Origin of the sequence: Mesorhizobium sp. L-8-3, assembly GCF_016756615.1 — a bacterium.
GTDB lineage: Bacteria > Pseudomonadota > Alphaproteobacteria > Rhizobiales > Rhizobiaceae.
On the sequence record NZ_AP023262.1, the window covers coordinates 4455336 to 4477798 of the forward strand.

General features: G+C 64.4%; 21 protein-coding genes. 8 read left to right on the plus strand and 13 right to left on the minus strand.

Annotated features, from left to right (window positions below; genetic code table 11):
• Positions 1-57: 57 nt before the first annotated feature.
• The 4 genes from JN302_RS20625 to JN302_RS20640 all read right to left on the minus strand — a co-directional run bounded on the left by JN302_RS20625 (position 58) and on the right by JN302_RS20640 (position 5677).
• On the minus strand, positions 58-2631 hold the full coding sequence (locus JN302_RS20625; RefSeq protein WP_202328807.1) for a GcvT family protein: 2574 nt from the start codon (positions 2629-2631) through the stop codon (positions 58-60).
• A 47-nt stretch (positions 2632-2678) separates the two neighbouring features.
• Positions 2679-3062 carry a RidA family protein gene (locus tag JN302_RS20630; RefSeq protein ID WP_202328809.1) on the minus strand — a complete coding sequence of 128 codons (384 nt, stop codon included), beginning with the start codon at positions 3060-3062 and terminating at the stop codon, positions 2679-2681.
• A 201-nt stretch (positions 3063-3263) separates the two neighbouring features.
• A complete protein-coding gene (locus JN302_RS20635) occupies positions 3264-4049 on the minus strand; it encodes a TylF/MycF/NovP-related O-methyltransferase (protein ID WP_202304557.1) in 786 nt (261 codons plus the stop codon).
• A gap of 50 nt (positions 4050-4099) precedes the next feature.
• Positions 4100-5677 carry a trimethylamine methyltransferase family protein gene (locus JN302_RS20640; RefSeq protein ID WP_202328811.1) on the minus strand — a complete coding sequence of 526 codons (1578 nt, stop codon included), beginning with the start codon at positions 5675-5677 and terminating at the stop codon, positions 4100-4102.
• Between the two features lie 249 nt (positions 5678-5926).
• On the opposite strand from JN302_RS20640, the gene JN302_RS20645 reads away from it, so the two are divergent.
• From JN302_RS20645 to JN302_RS20655, 3 genes are all read left to right on the plus strand, one after another.
• Positions 5927-7078 (plus strand): MFS transporter, encoded by a 1152-nt coding sequence (locus JN302_RS20645; RefSeq protein WP_202328813.1) that lies wholly within the window; start codon positions 5927-5929, stop codon positions 7076-7078.
• 218 nt (positions 7079-7296) lie between these two features.
• Positions 7297-8679 carry an aspartate aminotransferase family protein gene (locus JN302_RS20650; protein ID WP_202328815.1) on the plus strand — a complete coding sequence of 461 codons (1383 nt, stop codon included), beginning with the start codon at positions 7297-7299 and terminating at the stop codon, positions 8677-8679.
• Positions 8680-8908: 229 nt separating this feature from the next.
• Complete coding sequence (locus JN302_RS20655; RefSeq protein ID WP_202328816.1) at positions 8909-9319, plus strand: carboxymuconolactone decarboxylase family protein; 411 nt, start codon at positions 8909-8911, stop codon at positions 9317-9319.
• 192 nt (positions 9320-9511) lie between these two features.
• Here JN302_RS20655 and JN302_RS20660 read toward each other — a convergent pair whose 3' ends face one another.
• From JN302_RS20660 to JN302_RS20670, 3 genes are all read right to left on the minus strand, one after another.
• Positions 9512-10339, minus strand: coding sequence for a class I SAM-dependent methyltransferase (locus JN302_RS20660; protein WP_244845792.1), 828 nt, complete (start codon positions 10337-10339; stop codon positions 9512-9514).
• 620 nt (positions 10340-10959) lie between these two features.
• On the minus strand, positions 10960-11844 hold the full coding sequence (mmsB, locus tag JN302_RS20665) for a 3-hydroxyisobutyrate dehydrogenase (RefSeq protein ID WP_202328819.1): 885 nt from the start codon (positions 11842-11844) through the stop codon (positions 10960-10962).
• A gap of 26 nt (positions 11845-11870) precedes the next feature.
• On the minus strand, positions 11871-13046 hold the full coding sequence (locus JN302_RS20670; protein WP_202328821.1) for an isobutyryl-CoA dehydrogenase: 1176 nt from the start codon (positions 13044-13046) through the stop codon (positions 11871-11873).
• A gap of 102 nt (positions 13047-13148) precedes the next feature.
• Between JN302_RS20670 and JN302_RS20675 the strand changes: the two genes are divergently transcribed.
• The gene (locus JN302_RS20675; RefSeq protein ID WP_244845794.1) at positions 13149-13748 is read left to right on the plus strand and encodes a dimethylsulfonioproprionate lyase family protein; all 600 of its coding nucleotides are present in this window, start codon (positions 13149-13151) and stop codon (positions 13746-13748) included.
• 14 nt (positions 13749-13762) lie between these two features.
• On the plus strand, positions 13763-15232 hold the full coding sequence (locus JN302_RS20680; protein ID WP_202328823.1) for a cobyric acid synthase: 1470 nt from the start codon (positions 13763-13765) through the stop codon (positions 15230-15232).
• Between the two features lie 3 nt (positions 15233-15235).
• Here the strand turns inward: JN302_RS20680 and JN302_RS20685 are convergent, their stop codons facing one another.
• Positions 15236-15646, minus strand: a complete 411-nt coding sequence (locus tag JN302_RS20685; protein WP_244845796.1) for a VOC family protein — start codon at positions 15644-15646, stop codon at positions 15236-15238.
• An 84-nt stretch (positions 15647-15730) separates the two neighbouring features.
• Positions 15731-16561 carry a helix-turn-helix domain-containing protein gene (locus tag JN302_RS20690; RefSeq protein WP_202328829.1) on the minus strand — a complete coding sequence of 277 codons (831 nt, stop codon included), beginning with the start codon at positions 16559-16561 and terminating at the stop codon, positions 15731-15733.
• A gap of 123 nt (positions 16562-16684) precedes the next feature.
• Here JN302_RS20690 and JN302_RS20695 point away from each other — a divergent pair, with 123 nt between their 5' ends.
• A complete protein-coding gene (locus JN302_RS20695; RefSeq protein ID WP_202328830.1) occupies positions 16685-16930 on the plus strand; it encodes a type II toxin-antitoxin system VapB family antitoxin in 246 nt (81 codons plus the stop codon).
• Entirely contained in the window at positions 16930-17358 is a 429-nt protein-coding gene (locus tag JN302_RS20700; protein ID WP_202328832.1) for a type II toxin-antitoxin system VapC family toxin, read from the plus strand. Before JN302_RS20695 ends, JN302_RS20700 begins: the two co-directional genes overlap by 1 nt.
• 57 nt (positions 17359-17415) lie before the next feature.
• On the opposite strand, the gene JN302_RS20705 is transcribed toward JN302_RS20700, so the two are convergent.
• Positions 17416-18201: a TSUP family transporter gene (locus JN302_RS20705; protein WP_202328836.1), complete on the minus strand. Its 786-nt coding sequence runs from the start codon at positions 18199-18201 to the stop codon at positions 17416-17418.
• Positions 18202-18358: 157 nt separating this feature from the next.
• Here JN302_RS20705 and JN302_RS20710 point away from each other — a divergent pair, with 157 nt between their 5' ends.
• Positions 18359-18796, plus strand: coding sequence for a TerB family tellurite resistance protein (locus JN302_RS20710; protein WP_202304589.1), 438 nt, complete (start codon positions 18359-18361; stop codon positions 18794-18796).
• Between the two features lie 79 nt (positions 18797-18875).
• Here JN302_RS20710 and JN302_RS20715 read toward each other — a convergent pair whose 3' ends face one another.
• Genes JN302_RS20715 through JN302_RS20725 form a run of 3 tightly spaced genes read right to left on the minus strand, consistent with a single transcriptional unit; the run spans position 18876 to position 22305 of the window.
• Positions 18876-20501, minus strand: coding sequence for an ABC transporter ATP-binding protein (locus JN302_RS20715; protein ID WP_202328837.1), 1626 nt, complete (start codon positions 20499-20501; stop codon positions 18876-18878).
• The gene (locus tag JN302_RS20720) at positions 20498-21361 is read right to left on the minus strand and encodes an ABC transporter permease (RefSeq protein ID WP_202328838.1); all 864 of its coding nucleotides are present in this window, start codon (positions 21359-21361) and stop codon (positions 20498-20500) included. The genes JN302_RS20715 and JN302_RS20720 overlap by 4 nt, the downstream gene beginning before the upstream one ends.
• Positions 21358-22305 (minus strand): ABC transporter permease, encoded by a 948-nt coding sequence (locus JN302_RS20725; RefSeq protein ID WP_202328839.1) that lies wholly within the window; start codon positions 22303-22305, stop codon positions 21358-21360. The genes JN302_RS20720 and JN302_RS20725 overlap by 4 nt, the downstream gene beginning before the upstream one ends.
• Positions 22306-22463: the final 158 nt, after the last annotated feature.

Consider the following 22463-nt stretch of genomic DNA (forward strand, 5'->3'; position numbering starts at 1 on the left):
GCCGGCAGGCCAGAGGGGGGTATGAAGCACTGCCATGGCCGTTCGCCGCCGCTCCCTCTATCCCCGCATCTTCTCGCCGGCCGGATCGAACAGCGGTTCCGCATTGATGCGCGCCCGCCGGCGATGGCCGAGGATCTCGATCTCGAACAGTTCTTCGCTTTCGTCCTCGGCGAGCGCGGCTGGCACATAACCCTGCGCCAGCGACTTGCCGACATAGTGCGCATACCCGCCGGACGTCACCCAGCCGACCACGCGCCAATCGCCGTCCGCGATGCCGCGAACCGCCGAGGCTCCGCTGGCCGCAGCCGAGCCGCGCACTTCCTTGCCGGTCGCATCGAAGCGCGGCGCGCCGTAGCCATGCGGCTTCTCGACGGTGCCGAAATCCTTGTCGCCGACCTTGGCCCAGATCGGCTCGTCGCCCATGACGTCGGCATCCGCAGCCTCGACGATCAGCGACACGCGGCGCAGCTTGGGTCCGTCGGCCTTCTCCCGGGCCGCCACCTCGCGGCCGATGAAGTCGTTCTTCTCCAGCTTGATAAAGCGGTCCATCGAGCCTTCGAAGGGGCCGTAGATGGGCCGGAGTTCCCGGAACCAGGTCGGGAAATTCTTCTCCAGGCGCATCGACAGAAGCGCGCGCATTCCGAAATCGACGATGCCGAATTCCTCGCCGGCCGTCTTGATCGCCTGGTAGACGAGACGCTGGTAGGCCGGCTGCATCCAGATCTCGTAGCCGAGATCGCCGGTATAGGTGATGCGGTTGACCATGCAGGGAGCGCCGCCCACCGCCATCTCGCGGAAGTCCATGAAGCGGAAGGCCGCCGACGAAACATCCTCGTCGACCAGCTTCTGCAGCAATGCCTGGCTTTTCGGTCCGGCGATCGACAGGCCGACCAGCGTCTGGTCGAAGCGGTGGATATGCACCGAGCCGTCGTTCGGCAGGTGCTTCTCGAACCAGCGCAGATGGTATTTCTGCGCGGCCGAGGAGCCCCAGATCATGAATTTCTCGTTGCCGGTCTTGGCAATGGTGAAGTCGCCGATGAGCTTGCCGAATTCGTTGAGCATCGGCGTCAGCACGATGCGTCCCTTCTTCGGCATGCGGTTGGTCATCAGCCGGTTCAGGAAGTCTTCCGCACCGGGACCGGCCACCTCGTATTTGGCGAAATTGGCGATCTCGGTGACGCCGACCCGCTCGCGCGTGGCGCGCACCTCGTTGCCGATATGCTCGAAATCGTTGGAGCGGTGATAGGAGACGATGTCTTTCGCTTCCGTGCCCTTGGGCGCGAACCAAAGCGGCGTCTCCAGGCCCCAGCTGTCGCCCATAACCGCGTTCTGCGCGACCATCGTGTCATAGAGCGGCGTCGACTGCGCCGGCCGTGCGGCGGGCAGTTCCTCATTGGGGAAGCGGATCGAAAAGCGACGCGAATAGTTCTCGCGCACCTTGGCATTGGTGTAGCGCAGGGTCGCCCACTCGCCGAAGCGCGCAACGTCCATGCCCCAGACGTCGAAGCCGGGATCGCCGTTGACCATCCAGTTCGAGAGCGCGAGACCCACGCCGCCGCCCTGGGAGAAGCCGGCCATGACCGCGCATGCGCACCAGAAGTTCGTCAGCCCCTGCACCGGGCCGACCAGCGGATTGCCGTCGGGCGCGAAGGTGAACGGGCCGTTGATGATCTGCTTGATGCCGGCCTTCTCGATCCCCGGGAAATGCTTGAAGCCGATCTCGAGCGAGGGCGCGATGCGGTCGAGGTCGGGGATCAGCAGCTCATGGCCGAAGTCCCAAGGAGTGTCGACCGGCGACCAGGGCTTGCAGGCCTTCTCATAGGTACCGAGCAGGATGCCGTTGCGCTCCTGCCTCGTATAGATCTCACCCTTGAAGTCGAGCACGCCGACCATCTCGCGCCCGGTCGCCCTGTTGAAATCCTCGACCTCCTTCATCGGCTCGGTCAGCAGATACATGTGCTCCATGGCGAGCAGAGGCAGCTCGACGCCGACCATGCGGCCGACTTCGCGTGCCCACAGGCCGCCGCAGTTCACCACATGCTCGGCTTTCACCGTGCCCTTTTCGGTCACCACATTCCACGTGCCGTCGGGCTCTTGCGTCAGCTCGACGACCCGGTTGCGCAAGACGATCTCGGCGCCGAGTTTCTGGGCTGCCCTGGCATAGGCATGGGTGGTGCCCGATGGATCGAGATGGCCCTCGACGGGATCCCACATGGCGCCGACGAAATTCGTCTCGTCCATCAGCGGGAACATCGCCTTGGCTTCCGACGGGGTAATCAACTCGGTATCCATGCCGAGATAGCGACCCTTGGCGTGGGCAAGCCGCAGGAAGTCCATGCGCTCCGGCGTATCGGCCATCATGATGCCGCCGGTGAGGTGCAGCGAGCAGGACTGGCCGGAAAGCTCCTCAAGCTCCTTGTAGAGCTGGACCGTGTAGGCCTGCAGCTTGGCGACGTTGGGGTCGCCGTTCAGCGTGTGGAAGCCGCCGGCGGCGTGCCAAGACGAGCCCGACGTCAGCTCCGAGCGCTCGATCAGCATGACGTCGCTCCAGCCGGCCCTGGCCAGGTGATAGAGCACCGAGCAGCCGACGACGCCGCCGCCGATGACAACCGCTTTTGCGTGGGATCTCATAACAGTTGGTTCCGGTTCCGTAATGTATCGATGAAAGGAGGGACGAGTCAGGCTGCCGCGATGGCTTCGATTTCGATCAGCCAGGCCTCGTCGAAAATCCCGGCGATCACGATCGTGAGGGCGATCCTGCGGCCGGCCAGGATCTCGTTGCGTATCTGACGATATTCGACGCCGTGGCGACGGTCCGCCAGGAAGGTGGTGACCTTGACCAGGTTGTCGAGCGTCATGTCGGCGGCGCGAAGCTGCGCCTCGATATTGGCCCAGGCGAGCCGGGCCTGGCTGGCGAAATCGGTGGGGACGGTACCGTCCGGCGCAACTGGGATCTGGCCGCTGATGTGCAGGATGCGCGTTGCCCCAATCGTTTCGACGGCCTGGGCGTAGCCGCCCTGTGCCTGCGGCGCGTCCGGTGCGTTGATGAGGCGGCGGTTCATGGGGTCTCGACCCGGGATTGATCGGAACCGCGTGCCGGGCGGCCTCGGAAGGGAGCGTGGGAGCGAGCCGCCGCATGGATGGTTCGCCCCGGCAAGGGGAGGGATAGCGCCGTCGACGCGGCGAGGCGGCTGACGTGGTCCGGCCAACGATCGAGGTCTGTGAGGATCATTTCAGTGCCATCCCTGTGGTAGACCGGTCGACTACAGGAGCCTTGCTATGGTGTATGTCAGGCCGAAGGCGACATATTCATATTTGAAGTCTGTCTTCTCTATGAATTCCATGAATGCCTTATGCTCATGCTCCTGCCATCCATAGTATCCGATAAGTTCGTCGAAGCAGATCCATGAACCTTTTCGTAGCATGTGGCCAAGCGTCTCGAATATGGTCTTTGTCGAGCTGTACAGGTCGCAGTCGACGCGAAGAAGAGATATGATCTCGCCTTCATGCTCTTTCGCCCAAACGGGCAGCGTGTCGTCGAACCAGCCTTTGTAGAGACGGACATTCGCCGGCATTTCGGGCAGGCCCTTCAGCCAGCCGAAGGCCCCTTTCATCGAGTGGGACCAATCCTCCGGTAGACCCTCGAAAGAGTCGAACCCATGGATCGTATGCTTCGGGAAAATTTTCGCGAGGGCACGGGTGGAACCGCCCTTGAAGACGCCGAGGTCGACGACGAGCGTGTCCGCCGTCGGGGAGATTTCGTCCTTGCGCGCCTCTAGGACCCGGAACTGGTCCCTTTGCCAAAGCGCGTGCCGCATCTCCTTGTCGATGAAGTCGTAGGTGTCCCGGGCCGCACGGCGGCTGCGTTCCCGTATCGTCTCCACGAACCGGTACTCCGCGTCGAGATATTCCCGAATGGCCAGGCTGGTCGGGCTCTGTCCGATCTGTGCGACCATATCGCCGATGTCGAGCTTGAGCCGCGTCTCGGCGAAGACGGCCTTCAGCTCTTCGCGCACAATCTTGCGCAGTTCTTCCTTGTCTATGCTCACGACCAAATCTCCGATGTGCGGATGCCAAGTCGGTCCGGACAAAGTCTAGCTCAAAAATCGGTCGGCGCGCCGCCCTCGGCCTTACGTTTCTCCACGAAGGCGTTGATCTCCTCGCGGATGGCCGGATCGATGTAAGGCTCCTCGTAGGAGGCGAGCCTCTCCTTCCAGACGCGGTTGGCGCGCTCCAATGCCGTGGGCGCGCCGGCCTCGCTCCAGGTCTCGAAGTTGCGCCAGTCCGAGAGGATCGGGGAATAGAAGGCGGTCTTGTAGCGCGACTGGGTGTGCGGCGTTCCGAAGAAGTGGCCGCCGGGACCGACGGCGCGGATGGCCTCGACGGCCAGCGCATCCTCCGACAGATCGAGCGGCGTCAGGAACTCCGCCACCATCTGCAGGAGGTCGATGTCTAGGATCGTCTTCTCGTAGGAACAGCGCAGCCCGCCTTCCAGCCATCCGGCACCGTGCATCATCAGATTGCCGCCGCCCTGGATGGCGCCCCAAAGCGAGAACACGCTTTCATAGGCGGCCTGCGCGTCGACCGTGTTGGCCGCGCAGGTGTTGGAAGTGCGGTAGGGTATGTTGTAGCGCCGCGCCAGCTGACCGCCGACGAGCTGCGCCTTCATATATTCTGGCGTGCCGAAGGCGGGCGCGCCGGATTTCATGTCGACGTTGGAGGTGAAACCGCCATAGCCGACCGGCGCGCCCTTGCGCACCATCTGCGTGAACGAGATGCCGGCCAGCGCCTCGGCATTCTGCTGCACCAGCGCGCCGGCGACCGTCACGGGCGCCATGGCACCGGACAATGTGAAGGGCGTGACGATCACCACCTGACCCATGGACGACATCTGGATGATGCCTTCCATCATCGGGATGTCGAGCTTGAGCGGCGAATTGGTGTTGATGATGGTGAAGACCGATGGCTCGTCCATGAGCTGTTCGCGCGACACGCCGCGGGCGATACGGGTGATCTCGATGCCGTCGAGATTGCGCTCCTTGCCGAGCGAGTAGATGTGGAAGACCTTGTCCGTGAGCAGCGCGAGATCGCGGATGCACTCGAGATGGCGCACAGACGGATGGATGTCGATCGGCTCGACCGGATAGCCGCCGGTGCAGTTCAGGATGTTGTGCATTTGCGCAAGCCGCAGGAAGTTCCTGTAGTCTTCCTGGTTGCCGGGACGGCGCCCACGGTCGATGTCGGAACAATTCGGAGCCGACGCCATCATCGAAAAGATCAGATTGTCGCCGCCGAATGTGACGTTATGCGTCGGGTTGCGCGCATGCATGGTGAACTGCGGCGGGCAGTGCGCGATGAGCTCCAGGATCATGTCGCTGTCGAAGCGGACCCGCTCGCTGCCTTCGCGCACGTCGGCGCCATACTGCTTCATGATGCGGCGGGCTTCATCGTGAAGCACGTCGACGCCGATCTCCTCGAGCACGCGCAGCGACGCCAGATGGATCGATTCGAGCTCGTCGTCGGAGACCAGTCTCGTAGGCGGGAAGGGCATCCGGAGCTGGCGGAACGGCGGCTGCTCGAAGGGGGCGGAGCCGACGGCGCGTTTGCCGGCACGTCCGCCGCGGCGACCACGGTCGGTGGCGAGAACCGGTTCGGCCGGGTGGAGCGCGGCGGTCATGGAAATTCCTCGTGGCGAAGCATGTTTCGCCGGCATAATGGACCGGGGCTAGACGCCCGGGTACGGAAGCTACGACTACTAGCGCGAAGGAAGCGACATCGTGCGGGCTGCAGGTTGGCCGACGAGACAGGACCCCCTGCTGGAGGGATCGATTGCTCTTCCTGTCCCAAGGAGGCGCCTTCGCGGCGTGGCATTGATGCCCTGCGGCTCTGCTCGCCTGGTGCGTGCGGCGTCTGAGGGAGACAGGATTTGGGCGTCGCGGAAAAGACACCATGGCCGGCGCTCACCGGCGTCATCGCGACGGTTTCCGTGTTCGCGATCGCGCAGGGCCTCAGCTATCCTTTGCTCAGCTTCATCCTTGAGCGGCAGGGCGCGTCATCGAGCCTGATCGGGCTGTCGGCAGCCATGACACCGCTCGGCTTCATCGTGTCGGCGCCGGTCATCCCGTCGCTGGTGCGGCGTTTCGGGGCAGCGCGTACGGCGCTCGTCTGTGCTTTCCTGGGCGCGACGCTGCTGGCCCTGATCGGCTGGACGCGGGATGTCTGGCTCTGGTTCCCGCTGCGTTTCCTGCTCGGCTTCTCGATCAATCCGCTCTACGTGATCAGCGAGACCTGGATGCTCATGCTGGCGCCGCCGTCCAGCCGCGGCCGGATCATGGGCGCCTACACCGCGGTCGTCTCCGCCGGCTTCGCCACCGGCCCGCTGATCCTGTCGATTGCCGGAACACAAGGCTGGACGCCGTTCCTCGTCGGCATCGCAGCCTTCGGTCTCTGCACCTTCTGTCTCGGAGCGGTCTTGCCGCGCCTGCCGGAGTTCCACGACGCCGACGGCGACGCCTCGCTCGCTCGCTTCATTCCGCTCGCGGCGCTGCTTCTCCTCGCCGTGACCGTCGCTGCTGCCTTCGAGCAATCCCTGTTGTCGTTGACGTCGGTCTATGCGCGCAGCTACGGCAATACGGAGGCAGCGACCGCCACGTTGCTCGCCGTCTTCGTCGCCGGCAACATCGCCTTGCAGGTTCCGCTTGGCATGGTCGCCGAACGGCTCGGGCCCGCGAAGGGGCTCGCACTCTGCGCGGCGGGGTCGGCGCTCGGCTGCCTGCTGCTGCCTTTCCTGTTTGCGACCCCGCTGATATGGCCGCTCGCCTTCGTGTTGGGAGCCATATCTTTCGGCATCTATACGATGGCGCTGATCGAGCTGGCGAACAGGTTCAGCGGGCCGATGCTGATCGCCGGCAATGCGGCCTTTGCGCTGTTCTGGGGTGTGGGCGGCATCGCCGGTCCGCCTGTCACTGGTGCCGTCATGGACATCGTAGGAACTCAGGGGCTGCCGCTCGCTCTAGGCTCATTGTGTTTCGTTCTCGCCCTGCTTCAGACCGGGCGCCGGAGCGCGTGGGGCCGGTAACTGCTTGAAGCATCGAACCAGTCTCGGCTAGTGTGCGCTCATGAGCGCCTTCGACGCCCATCTCCGCACGCCAGGCACCGCCGTAACGCCGTCCCCGCGCACACGGCATGCGGAGCTGTTGCGGCTGTGCGCCCGCATCGGCTACTCGCCGCCCGCTCTTTTCTGAGGATCCATCCCGGCAACGCTGCCGGACCGATTCAAGAGAAGAGGCTAAATCCATGACCTATCAGAATTATTCGCTGAAGCAGTTGCAGGCGATCGACGCCGCGCATCATCTCCATCCCTTCACCGACCACAAGGACCTGCGCGCGGCGGGATCCCGCATGATCACCCACGCCGATGGACCGTACATCTACGATTCGGAAGGCAACGAGATCCTCGACGGCATGGCGGGCCTGTGGTGCGTCAATGTCGGCTACGGCCGCAACGAGCTGGCCGAAGCGGCCTACAGACAGATGAAGGAGCTGCCGTTCTACAACTCCTTCTTCCGCTGCACGACGCCGACGCCGGTGCTGCTCGCCAAGAAGATCGCCGAGCTCGCGCCTGACAACATCAACCAGGTATTCTACGGCTCGTCAGGGTCCGAGGCCAACGATACGGCCTTGCGCCTGGTGCGCCACTTCTGGGCACTGCAAGGCAAGCCGCAGAAGAACCGCATCATCTCGCGCAACATGGCCTATCACGGCTCGACAATCGCCGGCGCGTCGCTGGGCGGCATGGGCGGCATGCACGAGCAGCTTGGCGGCGCCGTGCCGAACGTCGTGCATGTCATGATGCCCTACGCCTATGAACTCGCGTTGCCGGGTGAGAACGACCACGATTTCGGGCTGCGTGCGGCCAAGGCCGTCGAGGATGCAATCCTCGAGGCGGGCGCCGACAATGTCGCGGCCTTCATCGGCGAGCCGGTCATGGGGGCGGGTGGCGTCAAGATACCGCCTGCGAGCTATTGGCCGGAAGTCCAGCGCATCTGCCGCAAATACGACGTGCTTTTGATGCTGGACGAGGTGATCACCGGTTACGGACGCACCGGCGAGTGGTTCGCAGCCCAGACCTTCGACCTCGAGCCCGATACCATCACCACGGCCAAGGCGCTGACCTCAGGGTACCAGCCCCTGTCGGCGCTCCTGGTCGGCGATCGTATCGCCGCCACACTGGTCGAGAAGGGCGGCGAGTTCTATCACGGCTACACCTATTCGGGGCATCCCGTGGCCTGCGCGGTGGGGTTGGAGAACATCGAGATCATCCAGCGCGAAGGCCTGGTCGAACGCGTCAAGAACGACACCGGTCCCTATTTCGCCAAGGCGCTGCAGGAGCATCTTGGTGACCACGACATCGTCGGCGAGGTGCGTGCGATCGGTCTCATGGGCGCCATCGAGATCGTCAAGGACAAGGCGACCAAGGAACGCTTCGAGCCGTCGGGCAGTGCCGCTGTCGTGGTGCGCGACCATGCGATCGCCAACGGCATGATGCTGCGCGCCACCGGCGACACGATGATCATGTCGCCGCCGCTGATCTGGACCCGCGACACGATCGACCTCGCCTGCGAACGCATCCGCAAGGCGCTCGATCTCGCCAAGGCGGATCTCTTCCGCTCGAAATAGTTGTCATGCCAGCGGTCGACGATATCGACCGCTGGAGCGCGCGACCGCGTGGCCCACGCCCGTTGGCGCGAAAGCCAAAGCGGCCCGGAGGGCCGCGCCGGCGATTGAGGTAAGGTGGATGTGCAGCATCCACCTTACCTGGATGTGTCAACATCCAGTGCCACTGGTATCAGAGGGCAGGGCGCATCTGCGTCCTGCCCGCGATGTTCCGCCGACAGAGGAGGCGACCATGACCGGAAAACCTGTTGTCCCGCCGATCGAATATGAGGCGGCGAGCGACGAGGTCAGAGCCGTCTATGACGACATCATGCGGACGCGCAAGGTCGACTGGATCAACAATTTCTGGAAGGTCCTCGCCCATGACCCGGCCCTGCTCAGGCGTACATGGGAGGACCTGAAGCAGGTGATGGCGCCGGGCGCGCTCGATCCTCTGGTCAAGGAGATGCTCTATATCGCGGTGTCCGCGACCAATGGCTGCGAATACTGCACCTATTCGCATACGGCCTCTGCGCGGGCCAAGGGCATGAGCGAGGCGCAGCTCATGGAACTGCTCGCCGTCGTCGGCATGGCGAACCAGACCAACCGGTTGGCGAACGGGCTGCGCCCGCCGGTCGACCCACAGTTCGAGCCGCGTGGGTAGCGTTGCTGCGCTGTCACTTCCTTGGTGGCGTTGACAACGCTTATCTCCTGGCTCTCCGCGCAGTACTTCACGGTGTCCTTGGCCGTGTTGCCGAGCACGTCGGGATCCATTGAGAGTTCCTGGAAAATTCGCCTCTCGGCGGCGACGCAAGCTGAACAGAGGCACCCGAGTCAGGGGAGAGGCTAGCCGGGGCTATTGCTCAGGCACCCGACCTTTGACGACCCACGCAGTGGCGGCATAGGAGCGAGCACCGTCATTTTCGCCATCGAGGTACGCTAATCTGACCGCATCTCGCAGTTTGCTTCTTCCTTCAATCGATAGTGTGCTGACATATTCAGCGAACGGCCCGTCTTTGCCTTCCATCGGCGTCCAGAAATCTTCGAAGTCGGCGAAATCCATTCGAATGGTGATCATGGCGTCGCTTGTGTCCCGGAAGCCGGCATCCCGCCAGGCGCGCGCGAGATCGCCAGGTCGCGTCATTGGCCGCGAGTAAGCCCTTGCCCGGCGCTCGACGGCCCGTTGATCAAGCATCGCAGCGGTATCCCAGAATATGCGAGACATTATCAATCCACCTCGAGCATCCCACATTGAACCAGCAACGGTTCCACCGGGCCGAGTCACGCGTCGCATCTCGCGCACGGCGAGGTCCGCTCGAGGAATGAAGGCCAGAACCAAGAGCGACGCGCAGTGATCGAAGGTGGCATCCTCGAATGGCAGCGCGCACGCGTCGCCAACTTGAAACTGAACGCGAGGATCCTTGTTGAGGCGCTTGGCATATTCGACATAGATCGGCGAATAGTCGATCGCGCTGATGTTTCTCACGTTTGGGTTCTGGGAGAGTGTGAACGCCAAGCTCCCGGTGCCGCAGCCAACATCAAGGACATGTTCGCCCTCGCTGATGCCGGCGAAGTCGACGAACAATGGTGCCAGTATGCGGCTCCAGCGCCCCATTTGGCGCTCGTAACCGCTGCCGTCGCCCGCCATGAAAGTCGATGTAGGGACGGAGCCCGTAGCGCTCATGTGCGTCTCCTGTTCCGTAAGTCGCAGCACGCGCGGCAGACTACGAGGGGTCCCGGACAGCGACATCGTCGCGCCCCAAAAGTGGCCGGCGTCTGCAATCTGCACAGCGCGTGGCGAATCGTGGGCCCAGGGACGATTAGTGTCAACGAGATATATGCGGCCTCCGAATTGAGAACCGATTGGATGAGCTTGCATTTCCCGAGAATAGCGGGCGGTATTCCTTCGAATGCGGCCTCCTATTGATCCGTCGCGTCATTTCGTTGCTGAGCAGCAACTCCAACATCGATGCGCCACGCCATCAAAATTATGAGTACATGACCTAATCAGAGTTGCCAGTTCCGCCAGATGGCCTTCAGACGCCAGGTCGAGGTGTGGGCCCCAAAACGCGAAAACCGCGCTGCCCCATCGGGGAAGCACGGCTTCGCCAAACAACGCAAGGCCGACGCATACTCACTCGGCAATGATACGGCTCCGGTACGCGAGACCTGATCCGGAGCGGGGGCGGTTGCGATCGCCGCCTCGTCATCCGTTCTACAGGAACATCGTTACCGCGCGGTTATCGAGACCTTAAGCAATTCTAAATTTGTGGCTTTTTTGCTCGGAAGCCTGTCTTCGCAAGCTTACCATGCGTCACCCCGCAGGAAGCGGATGATGCCGGAGAAATCGGTTCCGCCATGGCCCGCAGCGTTGAACAGGGCATAAAGCTGGGTCGCTTCCGCGCCGAGCGGCGTGATTGCGCCGGATGCCTGCGCGGCTTCCTGGGAGAGTTTCAGATCCTTCAACATCAGGGCGGCGGCGAAGCCGGGTTTGTAGTCGCGGTTGGCGGGGGAGTTGGGCACGGGCCCGGGCACCGGGCAGTAGCTGGTCAGCGACCAGCACTGGCCAGACGAGGTAGAGGCCACGTCGTAGAGCGCCTGATGGGAGAGGCCGAGCTTCTCGGCGAGCACGAAGGCCTCGCCGACGCCGATCATGGAAATCCCGAGGATCATGTTGTTGCAGATCTTCGCCGCCTGGCCAGCGCCGGCATCGCCGCAATGGACGACGCGCCCCGCCATGGGGTTCAGCACCGGCTCGGCCTTGGCGAAGGCCTCCCTGGAGCCGCCGGCCATGAAGGTCAGGGTGCCGGCCGCGGCTCCGCCCGTTCCGCCGGAGACCGGCGCGTCGATCGAGAGCAGCTTGTGCCTGGCGGCGATCGCGTGTGCCTTGCGGGCCGATTCCACGTCGATCGTCGAACAGTCGATGAACAGCGTGCCCGCCGGGGCCCCGGCGGCGATGTCCTCATAGACCGACAGCACATGCTTGCCGGCCGGCAGCATGGTGATCACCACCTCCGCGTGCTTCACGGCGGCCGCGGCGTTCGCCATCACGGTCACGCCATGCTCGCGCGCCACGGTGAGGTTCTCCGGCAAGAGGTCGAAGCCTTGCACGGTGTGCCCGGCCTTGACCAGATTGGCGGCCATGGGGTTGCCCATATTGCCGAGGCCGATGAAAGCGATCGTGGTCATGTCTGTTCTCCGGATTCCTCGCCGCCTCAGCGGCCGATCAGATGGCGCGCGATGATGACGCGCATGATCTCGTTGGTGCCTTCGAGAATCTGGTGGACGCGAAGGTCGCGAACCAGCTTCTCGATGCCGTAGTCGTGCAGGTAGCCGTAGCCGCCGTGGATCTGCAGGGCGTCGTTGGCGACGTCGAAGCCGGTGTCGGTGACGAAGCGCTTGGCCATGGCCGACCATTTCGAGGCGTCATGCGTCTTGCGGTCGAGCTTCGAGGCCGCGGTGTAAAGAAGCACGCGGGCGGCCTGCAGCCCGGTCTCCATGTCGGCAAGCTTGAACTGCAGCGACTGGAACTGGTTGATCTTCTGCCCGAAGGCCGACCGTTCGCCGGCATAGGCGAGCGCCTTGTCGAGCGCGGATTGCGCTCCACCCAGCGAGCAGGCCGCGATGTTGAGCCGGCCGCCGTCAAGGCCGGCCATGGCGATGCGGAAGCCCGAGCCTTCGCCGGTGAGCAGGTTCTCGGTCGGAACCTTGCAGTCCTCGAAGATGACCTGACGGGTCGGCTGCATGTGCCAGCCCATCTTGTTCTCGACCGCGCCGAAGGAAAGGCCGGGCGCGTCCTTCGGGATAACGAGGGTCGAGATGCCCTTCGGTCCGTCCTCGCCGGTGCGCACCATGGTCACATAGACGTCGCTGTCGCCGGCGCCGGAGATGAACTGCTTGGCGCCGTTCAGCACATAGTCGCTGCCGTTGCCGCCGCTGCGGGTCGCGCGCGTCTTCAGCGCCGCGGCGTCGGATCCCGATCCCGGCTCGGTCAGGCAATAGGATGCCAGCCATTCCATGGAGGTCAGCTTGGGAAGGAAGCGATGGCGCTGCTCGTCATTGCCGAAGCTGTCGATCATCCATGCTGCCATGTTGTGGATCGAGATGAAGGAGGCGAAGGCGGGGCAGGCCCTGGAAAGTGCTTCGAATATCAGGACTGCGTCGAGCCTTCCGAGCGCGGAGCCCCCGACATCGTCGCGGATATAGATTCCCCCGAGGCCCAGCGGGCCGGTCTCGCGGATCACATCCGCGGGGAAATGCTTCTTGCGGTCCCACTCGAGCGCATTGGGGGCCACCCGGTCGGCGGCGAAGGCCTCCGCCATCTCCTGAATGGCGCGCTGATCCTCGTTGAGCTCGAATTGTCCGGCGGTCGCTTCGATCGCTGCGTCCATGGCGGCCTCCCCGGCAGGTCTTGCTTTTCGTATGACGCAATCTAGAGCAATGATGCCGCAGCGCAATCCGACCCGCTGCGGAGCCGATGTGCGAAGATACGGATGATGGCGACGACGATCCCCCAGACCCTGTTGCAACTGTTCCGGGAGCATCTTGGAGCCTTCCCGGCCGAGCCGCTGGCGAGCTTTGTGAGCGAGATCAGCTGGGACATGGCGGCGCGCGCCGTGGAGCCCGGAACGCTTGCCTGCCTCGGCTATCTCGATCGTGTCGCGGAGATCGCACGGCCCGAAGCACTGCGGCTTGTCCGCTTCCTGGCGGAGCACCGGCAAGCGCTGCTTTGGCAGCAGACCTACACGGCTGCCGACTTCGGCCAGCATTTCGTCGATAGTTACGGCTGGCTGGAGCTTTTTGGCACGCGGGGCCATTTCGCCAATGAGAACGTCGCAGCAGGCTTTCTGATTCTCGGCCCGGAAGTGGTTTATCCCGACCATCACCATGTGGCGGAGGAGATCTATGTTCCGCTCACCGGCGGGGCCGAATGGCGCAAGGAAGCGAGCGGCTACCTGCCGAGGGGCGCTGGCGAGGTGATCCATCATCCCTCCAACGTCAATCATGCGATGCGTACGAGGGCGGAGCCGCTGCTCGCTCTCTATCTCTGGCGGGGCGGCCCCCTGGCCCAGAAGCCCGTCGTCAGCAACTGAAAGAGAAGGGCGCGATGGCCAAGGCGATCATGCTGCAAGGCACGGGGTCGGATGTCGGCAAGACCGTCCTGGTGGCCGGACTTTGCCGTGCGGCGCGCAGGCGGGGATTGCGTGTGCGGCCGTTCAAACCGCAGAACATGTCGAACAATGCGGCGGTGGCCGACATTCCCGGCGAAAGCGGCGGGGGTGAGATCGGTCGCGCGCAATGGCTTCAGGCGATCGCCTGCGGCGTTGCGCCCTCGATCCACATGAACCCCGTGCTGCTCAAGCCACAAAGCGACATCGGCGCGCAGGTCGTCGTCCAGGGCAAGGTCTTCGGCCAGGCACGGGCCCGCGACTATCAGCAACTGAAGCCGAAGCTGATGGATGCGGTGCTCGACTCCTGGCGCAAGGTGGGCGAGGGCGCCGACCTCGTCATCGTCGAGGGCGCGGGCTCGCCGGCCGAGATCAATCTGCGCGACCGCGACATCGCCAATATGGGTTTTGCCACACGCGCGGACTGTCCCGTCGTACTGGTCGGAGACATCGATCGCGGCGGCGTCATCGCCTCGATCGCGGGAACGCATCTCATCCTTCCGGAGACCGACCGGCGGATGATCGTGGGCTATCTCATCAACAAGTTCCGTGGAGACGTGACCCTGTTCGACAGCGGCCTCACCGCGATCGGGAAGTTCACGGGATGGCCGTGTTTCGGCATCGTGCCCTGGCTCAAGGAGGCGGCGCTGCTGCCGTCGGAGGATTCGGTGGTGCTCGAGAGGTTGGCCTCGGGCGAGCAAAGGGCGTTGAAGGTGGCCGTGCCGATGCTCGACAGGATCGCCAATTTCGACGATCTCGACCCGCTGAAGGCCGAGCCACGGGTCGAGGTCGTGTTCGTGCCGCCGGGCAGCCGGCTGCCTGACGATGCCGGGCTCGTCGTCATCCCCGGCTCGAAATCGACGATCGGCGACCTGATCCGTTTCCGCGAGAACGGCTGGGATCGCGATCTTGCCGAGCATCGCCGCCGCGGCGGCCATGTGGTCGGCATCTGCGGCGGGTATCAGATGCTCGGCCGCGTTGTGCGCGATCCCGACGGCATTGAGGGCAAGGTCACGGAAGCACCGGGCCTCGGCCTGCTCGATGTCGAGACCGTCATGGAACCCGAGAAGACGGTGCGCAACGTCACCGCACGCTCGACCCATTTCGATACCGCGCTCGAAGGCTACGAAATCCACCTCGGCCGCACCGTCGGCCCGGATTGCCTGCGCCCGGCGGCCGTCATCGACGGTGTCGAGGACGGCGCGACATCGTTTGACGGCAAGGTCTTCGGTACCTATCTCCATGGGCTGTTCGGCGCCGACGCGTTTCGCCGCCGCTATCTCGCCAGCCTGGGGGTGGCCGATGGCGGCATCGACTACAGGGCCGCAGTCGAGGATGCGCTCGACGCCATTGCCGAGCATCTCGAAAGGCATCTCGACTGCGACGCGCTCTTCGCCGCGGCTCGGTAGGGCTCAGGCTGGGTCCCCAGCCTTCGGCCAGTAGGTGCCGAACGACCAGACATTACCTTCCGGGTCGCGGCAGATGAAATCCCGGCTGCCGTAGTCCTTGTCATTCAGTTCCTGTTCGATCTTCGCCCCTGCCGCCTTGGCGCGCGCATAAAGCGCGTCGGCGTCATTGACGGCGATGTAGACCGACTTGCCGCCATTCTCGCCGGGCAGGCCGACGATCGCGCCATATTCATCCTCGCGCGTGTGGCCGACCATGATCATCGAAGACCCGAAGGCGAGTTCGGCATGGTGGACGTCGTCGCCTTCACCGTATCGCACACGCAAGGTGAAGCCGAAGGCTTCCACCAGCCAGTCGATCATTCGTGCGGGATCGCGGTAGCGGAAGGTCGGGAAAATGCGCGGGGCTTCGGTCATGACTATTCTCCTCATGCCAGCGGTTTCGTCGGCCTGAATGGTCGCAGGAACCCGAACTGCCGTCTTGAAGAATTGTAACCGCGCTCAGGCAGCCTGGGCCCGCCACCGGGACGGGCTGGCGCCGGCGAATTCGGAGAAGTCGCGTGTCAGATGCGCCTGGTCGGCGTAGCCGCAGGCCGCGGCAATGTCGGCCCAGTCGACTTCGCCCTCGCAACGTGCCATCGCGAGCGCCGCCTGGAAGCGGATCATGCGGGCGATCACCTTGGGCGGAAGGCCAAGTTGCGCCTGGAACCGCTGCGACAGGTGCTTGCGGCTCCAGTCGAGCTCTCGTGCGACATCGGCGATGCGGAGGTCACCCCGGCGGGCGAGCATGCGCTGATAGGCCCAATGAAGAGCCGGATCGGCTTGCCGCGCGCGTCGGATCCTTTCAACGACGTAGCTCTCGGCGAGATCGAGCCGGCGCTGCCAGTCACGCTCTTCCCATAGCCGTTGGCGCAGGCGCCTCATATCCTTGTCGCCGAGATCGTCGAGAGCCACCATCCGGTCGGCGAGTTCGCTCATCGGCAGGCCGAAGAAACGCCAGGCGCCAAGCGGCGTGAAGTCGATCTGGATGCACTCCGCGCCGCCGGTCGACGTGATCACCACGGGACCGGCGTAGAGACCGGCCGCAAAGCTGCCATAACGATCGTCGGAACCGGGCTCGTGGCCCAGACCGATCTCGAAGGCTTCCCCGAAACTGATGACCAGGGGCACGGCCAGCGTGGCCGTCTCGACGTTGCCCGTGATGGCCCGGCCGTGCTCCTGGTATCCGATCAAACGCTCGACCATGCCGTCGAGCTCGGGCGGGATTTTCCGCTCCAGCACGAAGGGGCTGCCGGCCTGGCTTCCCGTCGATGGCCTCGATGCCGATGACATCAGATCCTCGCGCCTTGATCTCCGGCGAGAATAGGATCGAATGGAGCCGTCAGGAAGAGGCAGGCAGAGCGCATGGACAGCATATCTTCAGTGTGATATATGGATATACGAAGGGAGATATCCATGGCGCTGTTTATCCGGGATGCGGAAGTTGATGCACTGGCCGAAGAAGTTCGCAGGCTGACGCAAGCACCCACCAAGACCGAAGCAGTTCGCCAAGCCTTGAGGGATCGGCTCGCGCGGGCACGAAGCGCGCTCCCGCTAAGGGAGCGCCTTGACCGTTCAAAGGCGCTTGCCGATGCCATGGGACCCGGCGATCCCAGCTTCGACATGAAGCACTTTACCGACGAGATGTGGGGCGACGCTTGATGTTCATCGATGCGTCGGTCGTCGTCGCGATCCTGGGACGCGAGCCGGGGCACGAGGAGATCGAGAAGCGACTGGCTGCGGCCGGCGGGCGGTTCTTCGTTTCCCCGCTGGTGAAGTTCGAGGCGACCGTGGCGCTTGCACGCCTGAAGGCGACGGCGAAGGGATCCATTGCGCGACCGTCGCCGACGCTGCTGAAACAGGCGCAAGCGGCCATCGATGCGTTCGTAGAGGATCTCGAGGCTGAGGAGGTGTCGATATCGGGTGAGATCGGCAGGAGAGCATTGGACGCCAGCGCGACATACGGCAAAGCCGTCGGTCATGTCGCGGATCTCAATTTCGGCGATTGCTTTGCCTACGCCTGTGCCAAGTCGCTCAATGTCTCGCTGCTCTATAAGGGCGACGACTTTGCCCACACGGACCTCGCCTGAGACCGTGGCCGCTCGGGACGGATAATCCCACTCAGTCGTCAGATTTCGGCCGCAGGCTCAAACGCCGATCAGCAGCCGCAGCGGGTGGGTCGGATCGGCGAGAAGCTTCACGGCCAGCGCGATACAGGTGAGTACGAGCAGCGGCTTGATCAGCCTGGCGCCGATCCGCATAGCCAGGCCGGCGCCGGCGCGCGCGCCGAGGAACTGGCACAGTCCCATCATCAGCCCGATCTTCCACGAGATCACCCCGGCCGCAGCGAAGGCGCCGAAGCCGCCGAGGTTGGAAGCGAAATTCAGCAGCTTGGTGTGAGCGGTCGCCTTGAGCACGCCGTAGCCGGCAAGCGACACGAAGGCGAGCATGAAGAAGGAGCCGGCGCCGGGGCCGAACAACCCGTCATAGAAGCCGATCGCAGGGACGATGAGCAGGCCCAACAGAAGGGGCGACAGGCGCTCGGCCCGGTCGATGTCGTTCATGTTCGGCTTCAGTGCGAAATAGAGAGCAATCGCGATCAGCATGAAGGGCAGCGCGAGGCGCAGGAGATCGCCGGGCAGCACCGTCGCCAGCAGCGCACCAGCCACGCTGCCGACGACCGAAAGAAACGCCGACGGAAGCTGCTTTCCCAGGTCCACATGCCCCTTGGAGGCGTAGGCGATCGTGGCGGAACCGGTCCCGAACAACCCCTGAAGCTTGTTGGTGCCGAGCGCCTCGACCGGGCTGAAGCCGGCGAGCATGAGGGCCGGAACCGTGATCAGCCCGCCGCCGCCCGCGATGGAATCGATGAAGCCGGCGCCGAAAGCGGCAATCGCAAGCAGGAGGACGAGTTCAGTCGAGAGATCGAACATTTCGGGGCGGATGGCCAGCGGTGAGCCTTTGTGCTTCGACCACAGGCCGGCTCCTTTCGCAAGGCCGATTTCGCGATAGCAGCCTTCCGAAAAACCGTTCCGCTCCCCGGTTCGATGCTATAGGTTCCGGCTTTCCGGTCTGTGGAGCGACACAAACATGTCTCAGGGAATGTTGGCCAGGATCCGTTCGCTTTTCGAGGGTGACCCGGGCGTACGCAAGGTGGCCGACGATCCCGTGCTCTCCGCCGAACTTCTGCTCCTCTTCCGCATGATCCTCGCCGATGGTTCCGTCAGCGATGCCGAAATGGAGACGCTGCGGCGGATCTGCCGTGACTCCTTCGGCATCCCGGAAGCGAGCATGGACTCGGTGATCGATTACCTTAACGAGTTCGGATACGAGACGAACGGCTCCCAGGCCGTTGCGATGTTCCAGGACCTGGATGACGATCGGCGACGGCTCCTGGCGCAGCACATGGCCGACATCGCCAAGGCCGACCAGCAGCTTGCGGAGAACGAAGTGCGTCTGCTCCGCCGTACGCTCGAAATGCTGGGCCTCAGCCCGGTCGATGTCGTGAAGCCAGCAGCGAGCAAATAGCGAATAGCGAGTAGCGAACAGGGAAAAGGTGCGCGGACGGCAGTTCGGGTTCTTTCGCTTTTGGCCATTGGCTATTCGCTCATCCCTGTTCCTGCAGCTTCCGCGCGATGGCCCGGTGCAGGTCGGGCGCGGCGTCGACCAGGTCCCTGGCCGCCTGCGACTGCGGATTGTCGAGCACCTGCGTGGTCTTGCCCGCCTCCACGATCTGGCCTTCGTCCATAACCATGACGTCGTCGGTGATGGCGCGCGCGACGGTGAGATCGTGGGTGATGAACAGGTAGGCGACGCCCAGCCGCTGGTTGAGGTCGGCGAAGAGGTCGAGGACCTGGGCGCGGATCGAGACGTCGAGCGCCGAAACCGGCTCGTCCGCCACCACCAGCTTGGGGCGCGTGATGATGGCGCGCGCGATCGAGATGCGCTGGCGCTGGCCGCCCGAGAATTCGTGCGGGTACTTGTCCATGTCGCGCGGCGAGAGCCCGACCTCGTGAAGTGCGGCCGCCACCCGCTCGCGCCGCTCGGCCGGTGACGGCTTCTGCTCGAGCAGATGCAGGGGCTCCGCGACCAGGCGTTCCACCTTGTGGCGCGGGTCGAAGGAACCGTAAGGGTCCTGGAAGACGACCTGCATGTTGCGCCGTGCCGGCTTCAGCTCGGCCTCGGTCCTGCCTGCGAGGTCGGCGCCCATGAAGCGGATGCTGCCGCCCGTCGGCTTGTCGAGAGCGAGGATCATCCGCGCGAGCGTCGACTTTCCGCAACCCGAGCGCCCGACCAGAGCTGTCGACTGGCCTTCGGCCAGAGAGAAGGACACGCCGTTCACCGCCCGCACCGGTGCGCCTGATTTGAACAGCGAGGTCCTCCGGCCCGGATAGTCGCGCGTCACGTCGCTGAGTTCGAGCAGCCGGCCCGTGGACCCGCTGCTGGAATGGACCTTGGGGCGGGCCGGAACATGTACCGAGGCAAGCGCCAGTTGGCGCGTATAGGGATGGGCCTGTCCGGAGAGCGTCGGCGCGGTCTCGCCGGCCTCCATCACCTCGCCGTGGCGCATGATGGTAACGCGGTCGGACATGTCGGTGACGACGGCGAGGTCGTGCGAGATGAGCAGAAGCCCCATCCTGGCCTCGTCGACCAGGTCGCGCAGCAGTTCGAGGATCTGCTTCTGGAGGACCACGTCGAGCGCGGTGGTCGGCTCGTCGGCGATCAGCAGCTTCGGCTTCAGCGCGCAGGCTATCGCGATGACGACACGCTGCCGCTGGCCGCCGGAAAGCTCATGCGGATAGCGGGAGAGGGGGAACTTCGCTTCCGGCAGGCCGACCCGGTCGAGGATCCTGCGAGCCCTGTCCTCGGCATCGCCGCGACTGGCGCCCGTGTGCCAGCGTATCCCTTCGGCGACTTGCTCGCCGATCGTCTTGACGGGATTGAGCGCGGTCATCGGCTCCTGGAAGACCATGCCGATCTCGTTGCCGCGCAGCGCGCACATCTGGTCCTCGGTTGCCGTGAGCAGGTCGATGCCGTCGAAGACGACGCGACCTGCGGCGCGCGCAGACCGAGGCAGGAGGCGCATGACGGTCAGCGCCGTCATCGACTTGCCGGAGCCGGATTCGCCGACGAGCCCCATCACCTCGCCGGGTTCGATCGACAGGTCGATGCCCTTCAGCACCGGAATGCCGGCGATGTCGACCGTCAGGTTGCGTATGTCGAGCAGGCTCACCGTTCGCGCCTCAGCTTGGGGTCGAGAACGTCGCTGAGGCCGTCGCCGAGCAGGTTGAGGCCGAGCACCGTCACGACGATGGCCATGCCGGGAAAGATGGCGAGATAGGGTGCAACCATCATGCGCGTCTGCGCGTCGAACAGCATACGTCCCCAACTCGGCATGGGCGGCTGGGCGCCGAGGCCGACATAGGAAAGACCGGCTTCCGCCAGGATGCCGAGCGCGAACTGGATGGTGCCCTGGACGAGCAGCATTGTCGCGATGTTGGGCAGGATGTGCTCGATCGTGATGAGCGCGCTGCCCTTGCCCGCGGCGCGGGCGGCCAGGATGAACTCGCGCGGCCAGATCGCCAATGCGCCTGCACGGGCGACCCGGGCGAAGACGGGGATGTTGAAGATGCCGATGGCGATGATCGCGTTGATGGCGCCGGGCCCGAAGATGGCGGTGATCATGATTGCCGAGAGCAAGGCGGGGAAGGCGAAGACCAGGTCGTTGAACCGCATCAGCACCTCATCGACCAGACCGCCGCGGGCCGCAGCCCAGCAGCCGAGCGGCACGCCGACCCCCATGCCGATGCCGACCGCGACGAGGGCCACGGCGATCGAGTTGCGCGATCCGACCATGATCATGGACAGGATATCGCGGCCGAAGTGGTCGGTGCCCAGAAGATGCGCGGACGAGGGCGGCTTCATCCGGTCTGCGACCGGAAGCACCGTCACGTCATAGGGAACCCAGAAGAAGGAGACCAGCGCCATCACGGCGATGGCCAGGGTGATGAAAAGACCGATCATGAGAGAACGGCTCGCCAGGGCCTTGGACAGGAAACTGTCCCCCTTCACGGCAGATGCAGGGTCGGTCATTGCCGGGTCCTCAGCCTGGGGTCGATCACGGCGTAGGAGAGATCGACGAGGAAATTCACCAGGATGACTGCCGCGACGAGGAGCATGACCACGCTTTCGACGACGATGACGTCGCGCTGGGTGATCGCCTGGAAGACCAGCCGCCCGAGGCCCGGCAGATAGAAGACGTTCTCGATGATGATCGTGCCGGCGAGCAGGAAGGCGAATTGCAAGCCCATTATGGTCAGCACGGGTATCATCGCGTTGCGCAACGCATGGCGCCACAGCACGTAGCGGCGCGGCATGCCCTTGGCGCGCGCGGTGCGGATATAGTCCTCGTTCAGCACCTCGAGCAGGGCGGAGCGCGTCACCCGGGCGAGGATGGCGGCCTGCGGCAGGGCCAACGCCACCGCCGGCAGGACGAGCGCCTTCAGGGCCGGCCAGACGCCCGCGCTCCAGCCCGGGAAGCCGCCGGCCGGCACCAGGCGCAGCCACACGGCGAAGAGGTAGATCAGCAGCAGCGCGAACCAGAAATTGGGGATCGCCACGCCGAGCTGCGCCGTTCCCATGGCGACGGCGTCCGCCGCCTTTCCTCGCCGTGAGGCCGAGAAGATGCCGACCGGAATGGCGATCGCCGTCGACAGGAAAAGCGAGATCACCGCAAGCGGCAGGGACACGACGGCCCGTTCCGCGACCAGGTCGATGACAGGCACCGAATAAGTGTAGGAACGGCCGAGATCGAGCGTCAGCATGCCGCCAAGCCAGCTCAGGTAGCGAACCGCCAGCGGCTGGTCGAGGCCCATCTGCTGGCGCAGGGCCTCGATCGCATCCGGCGTCGCATTCATGCCCAGCATCAGCTGGGCAGGATCGCCGGGCAGGATCTCGAGAACGGCGAAGACGACGAGCGAAGCAACCAGCAGGGTGGCAACGCCGATGCCGAGTCGTTTGAGGATGTAGGCGGTCATAGTTCGCGCCGAAGGGTCGGTGGCACGACGGCGCCGAAGAGTGCTGTTCGGCCTGCCTGACCTCTTCCGTGCGGGCAGGGCGAGAGGCTCTTCTTGCCGCGCCGGCACTGCCCGTGCCGTGAAAGTAGCGCTGAAATTCGTTTTGCTTCAGTGAGATA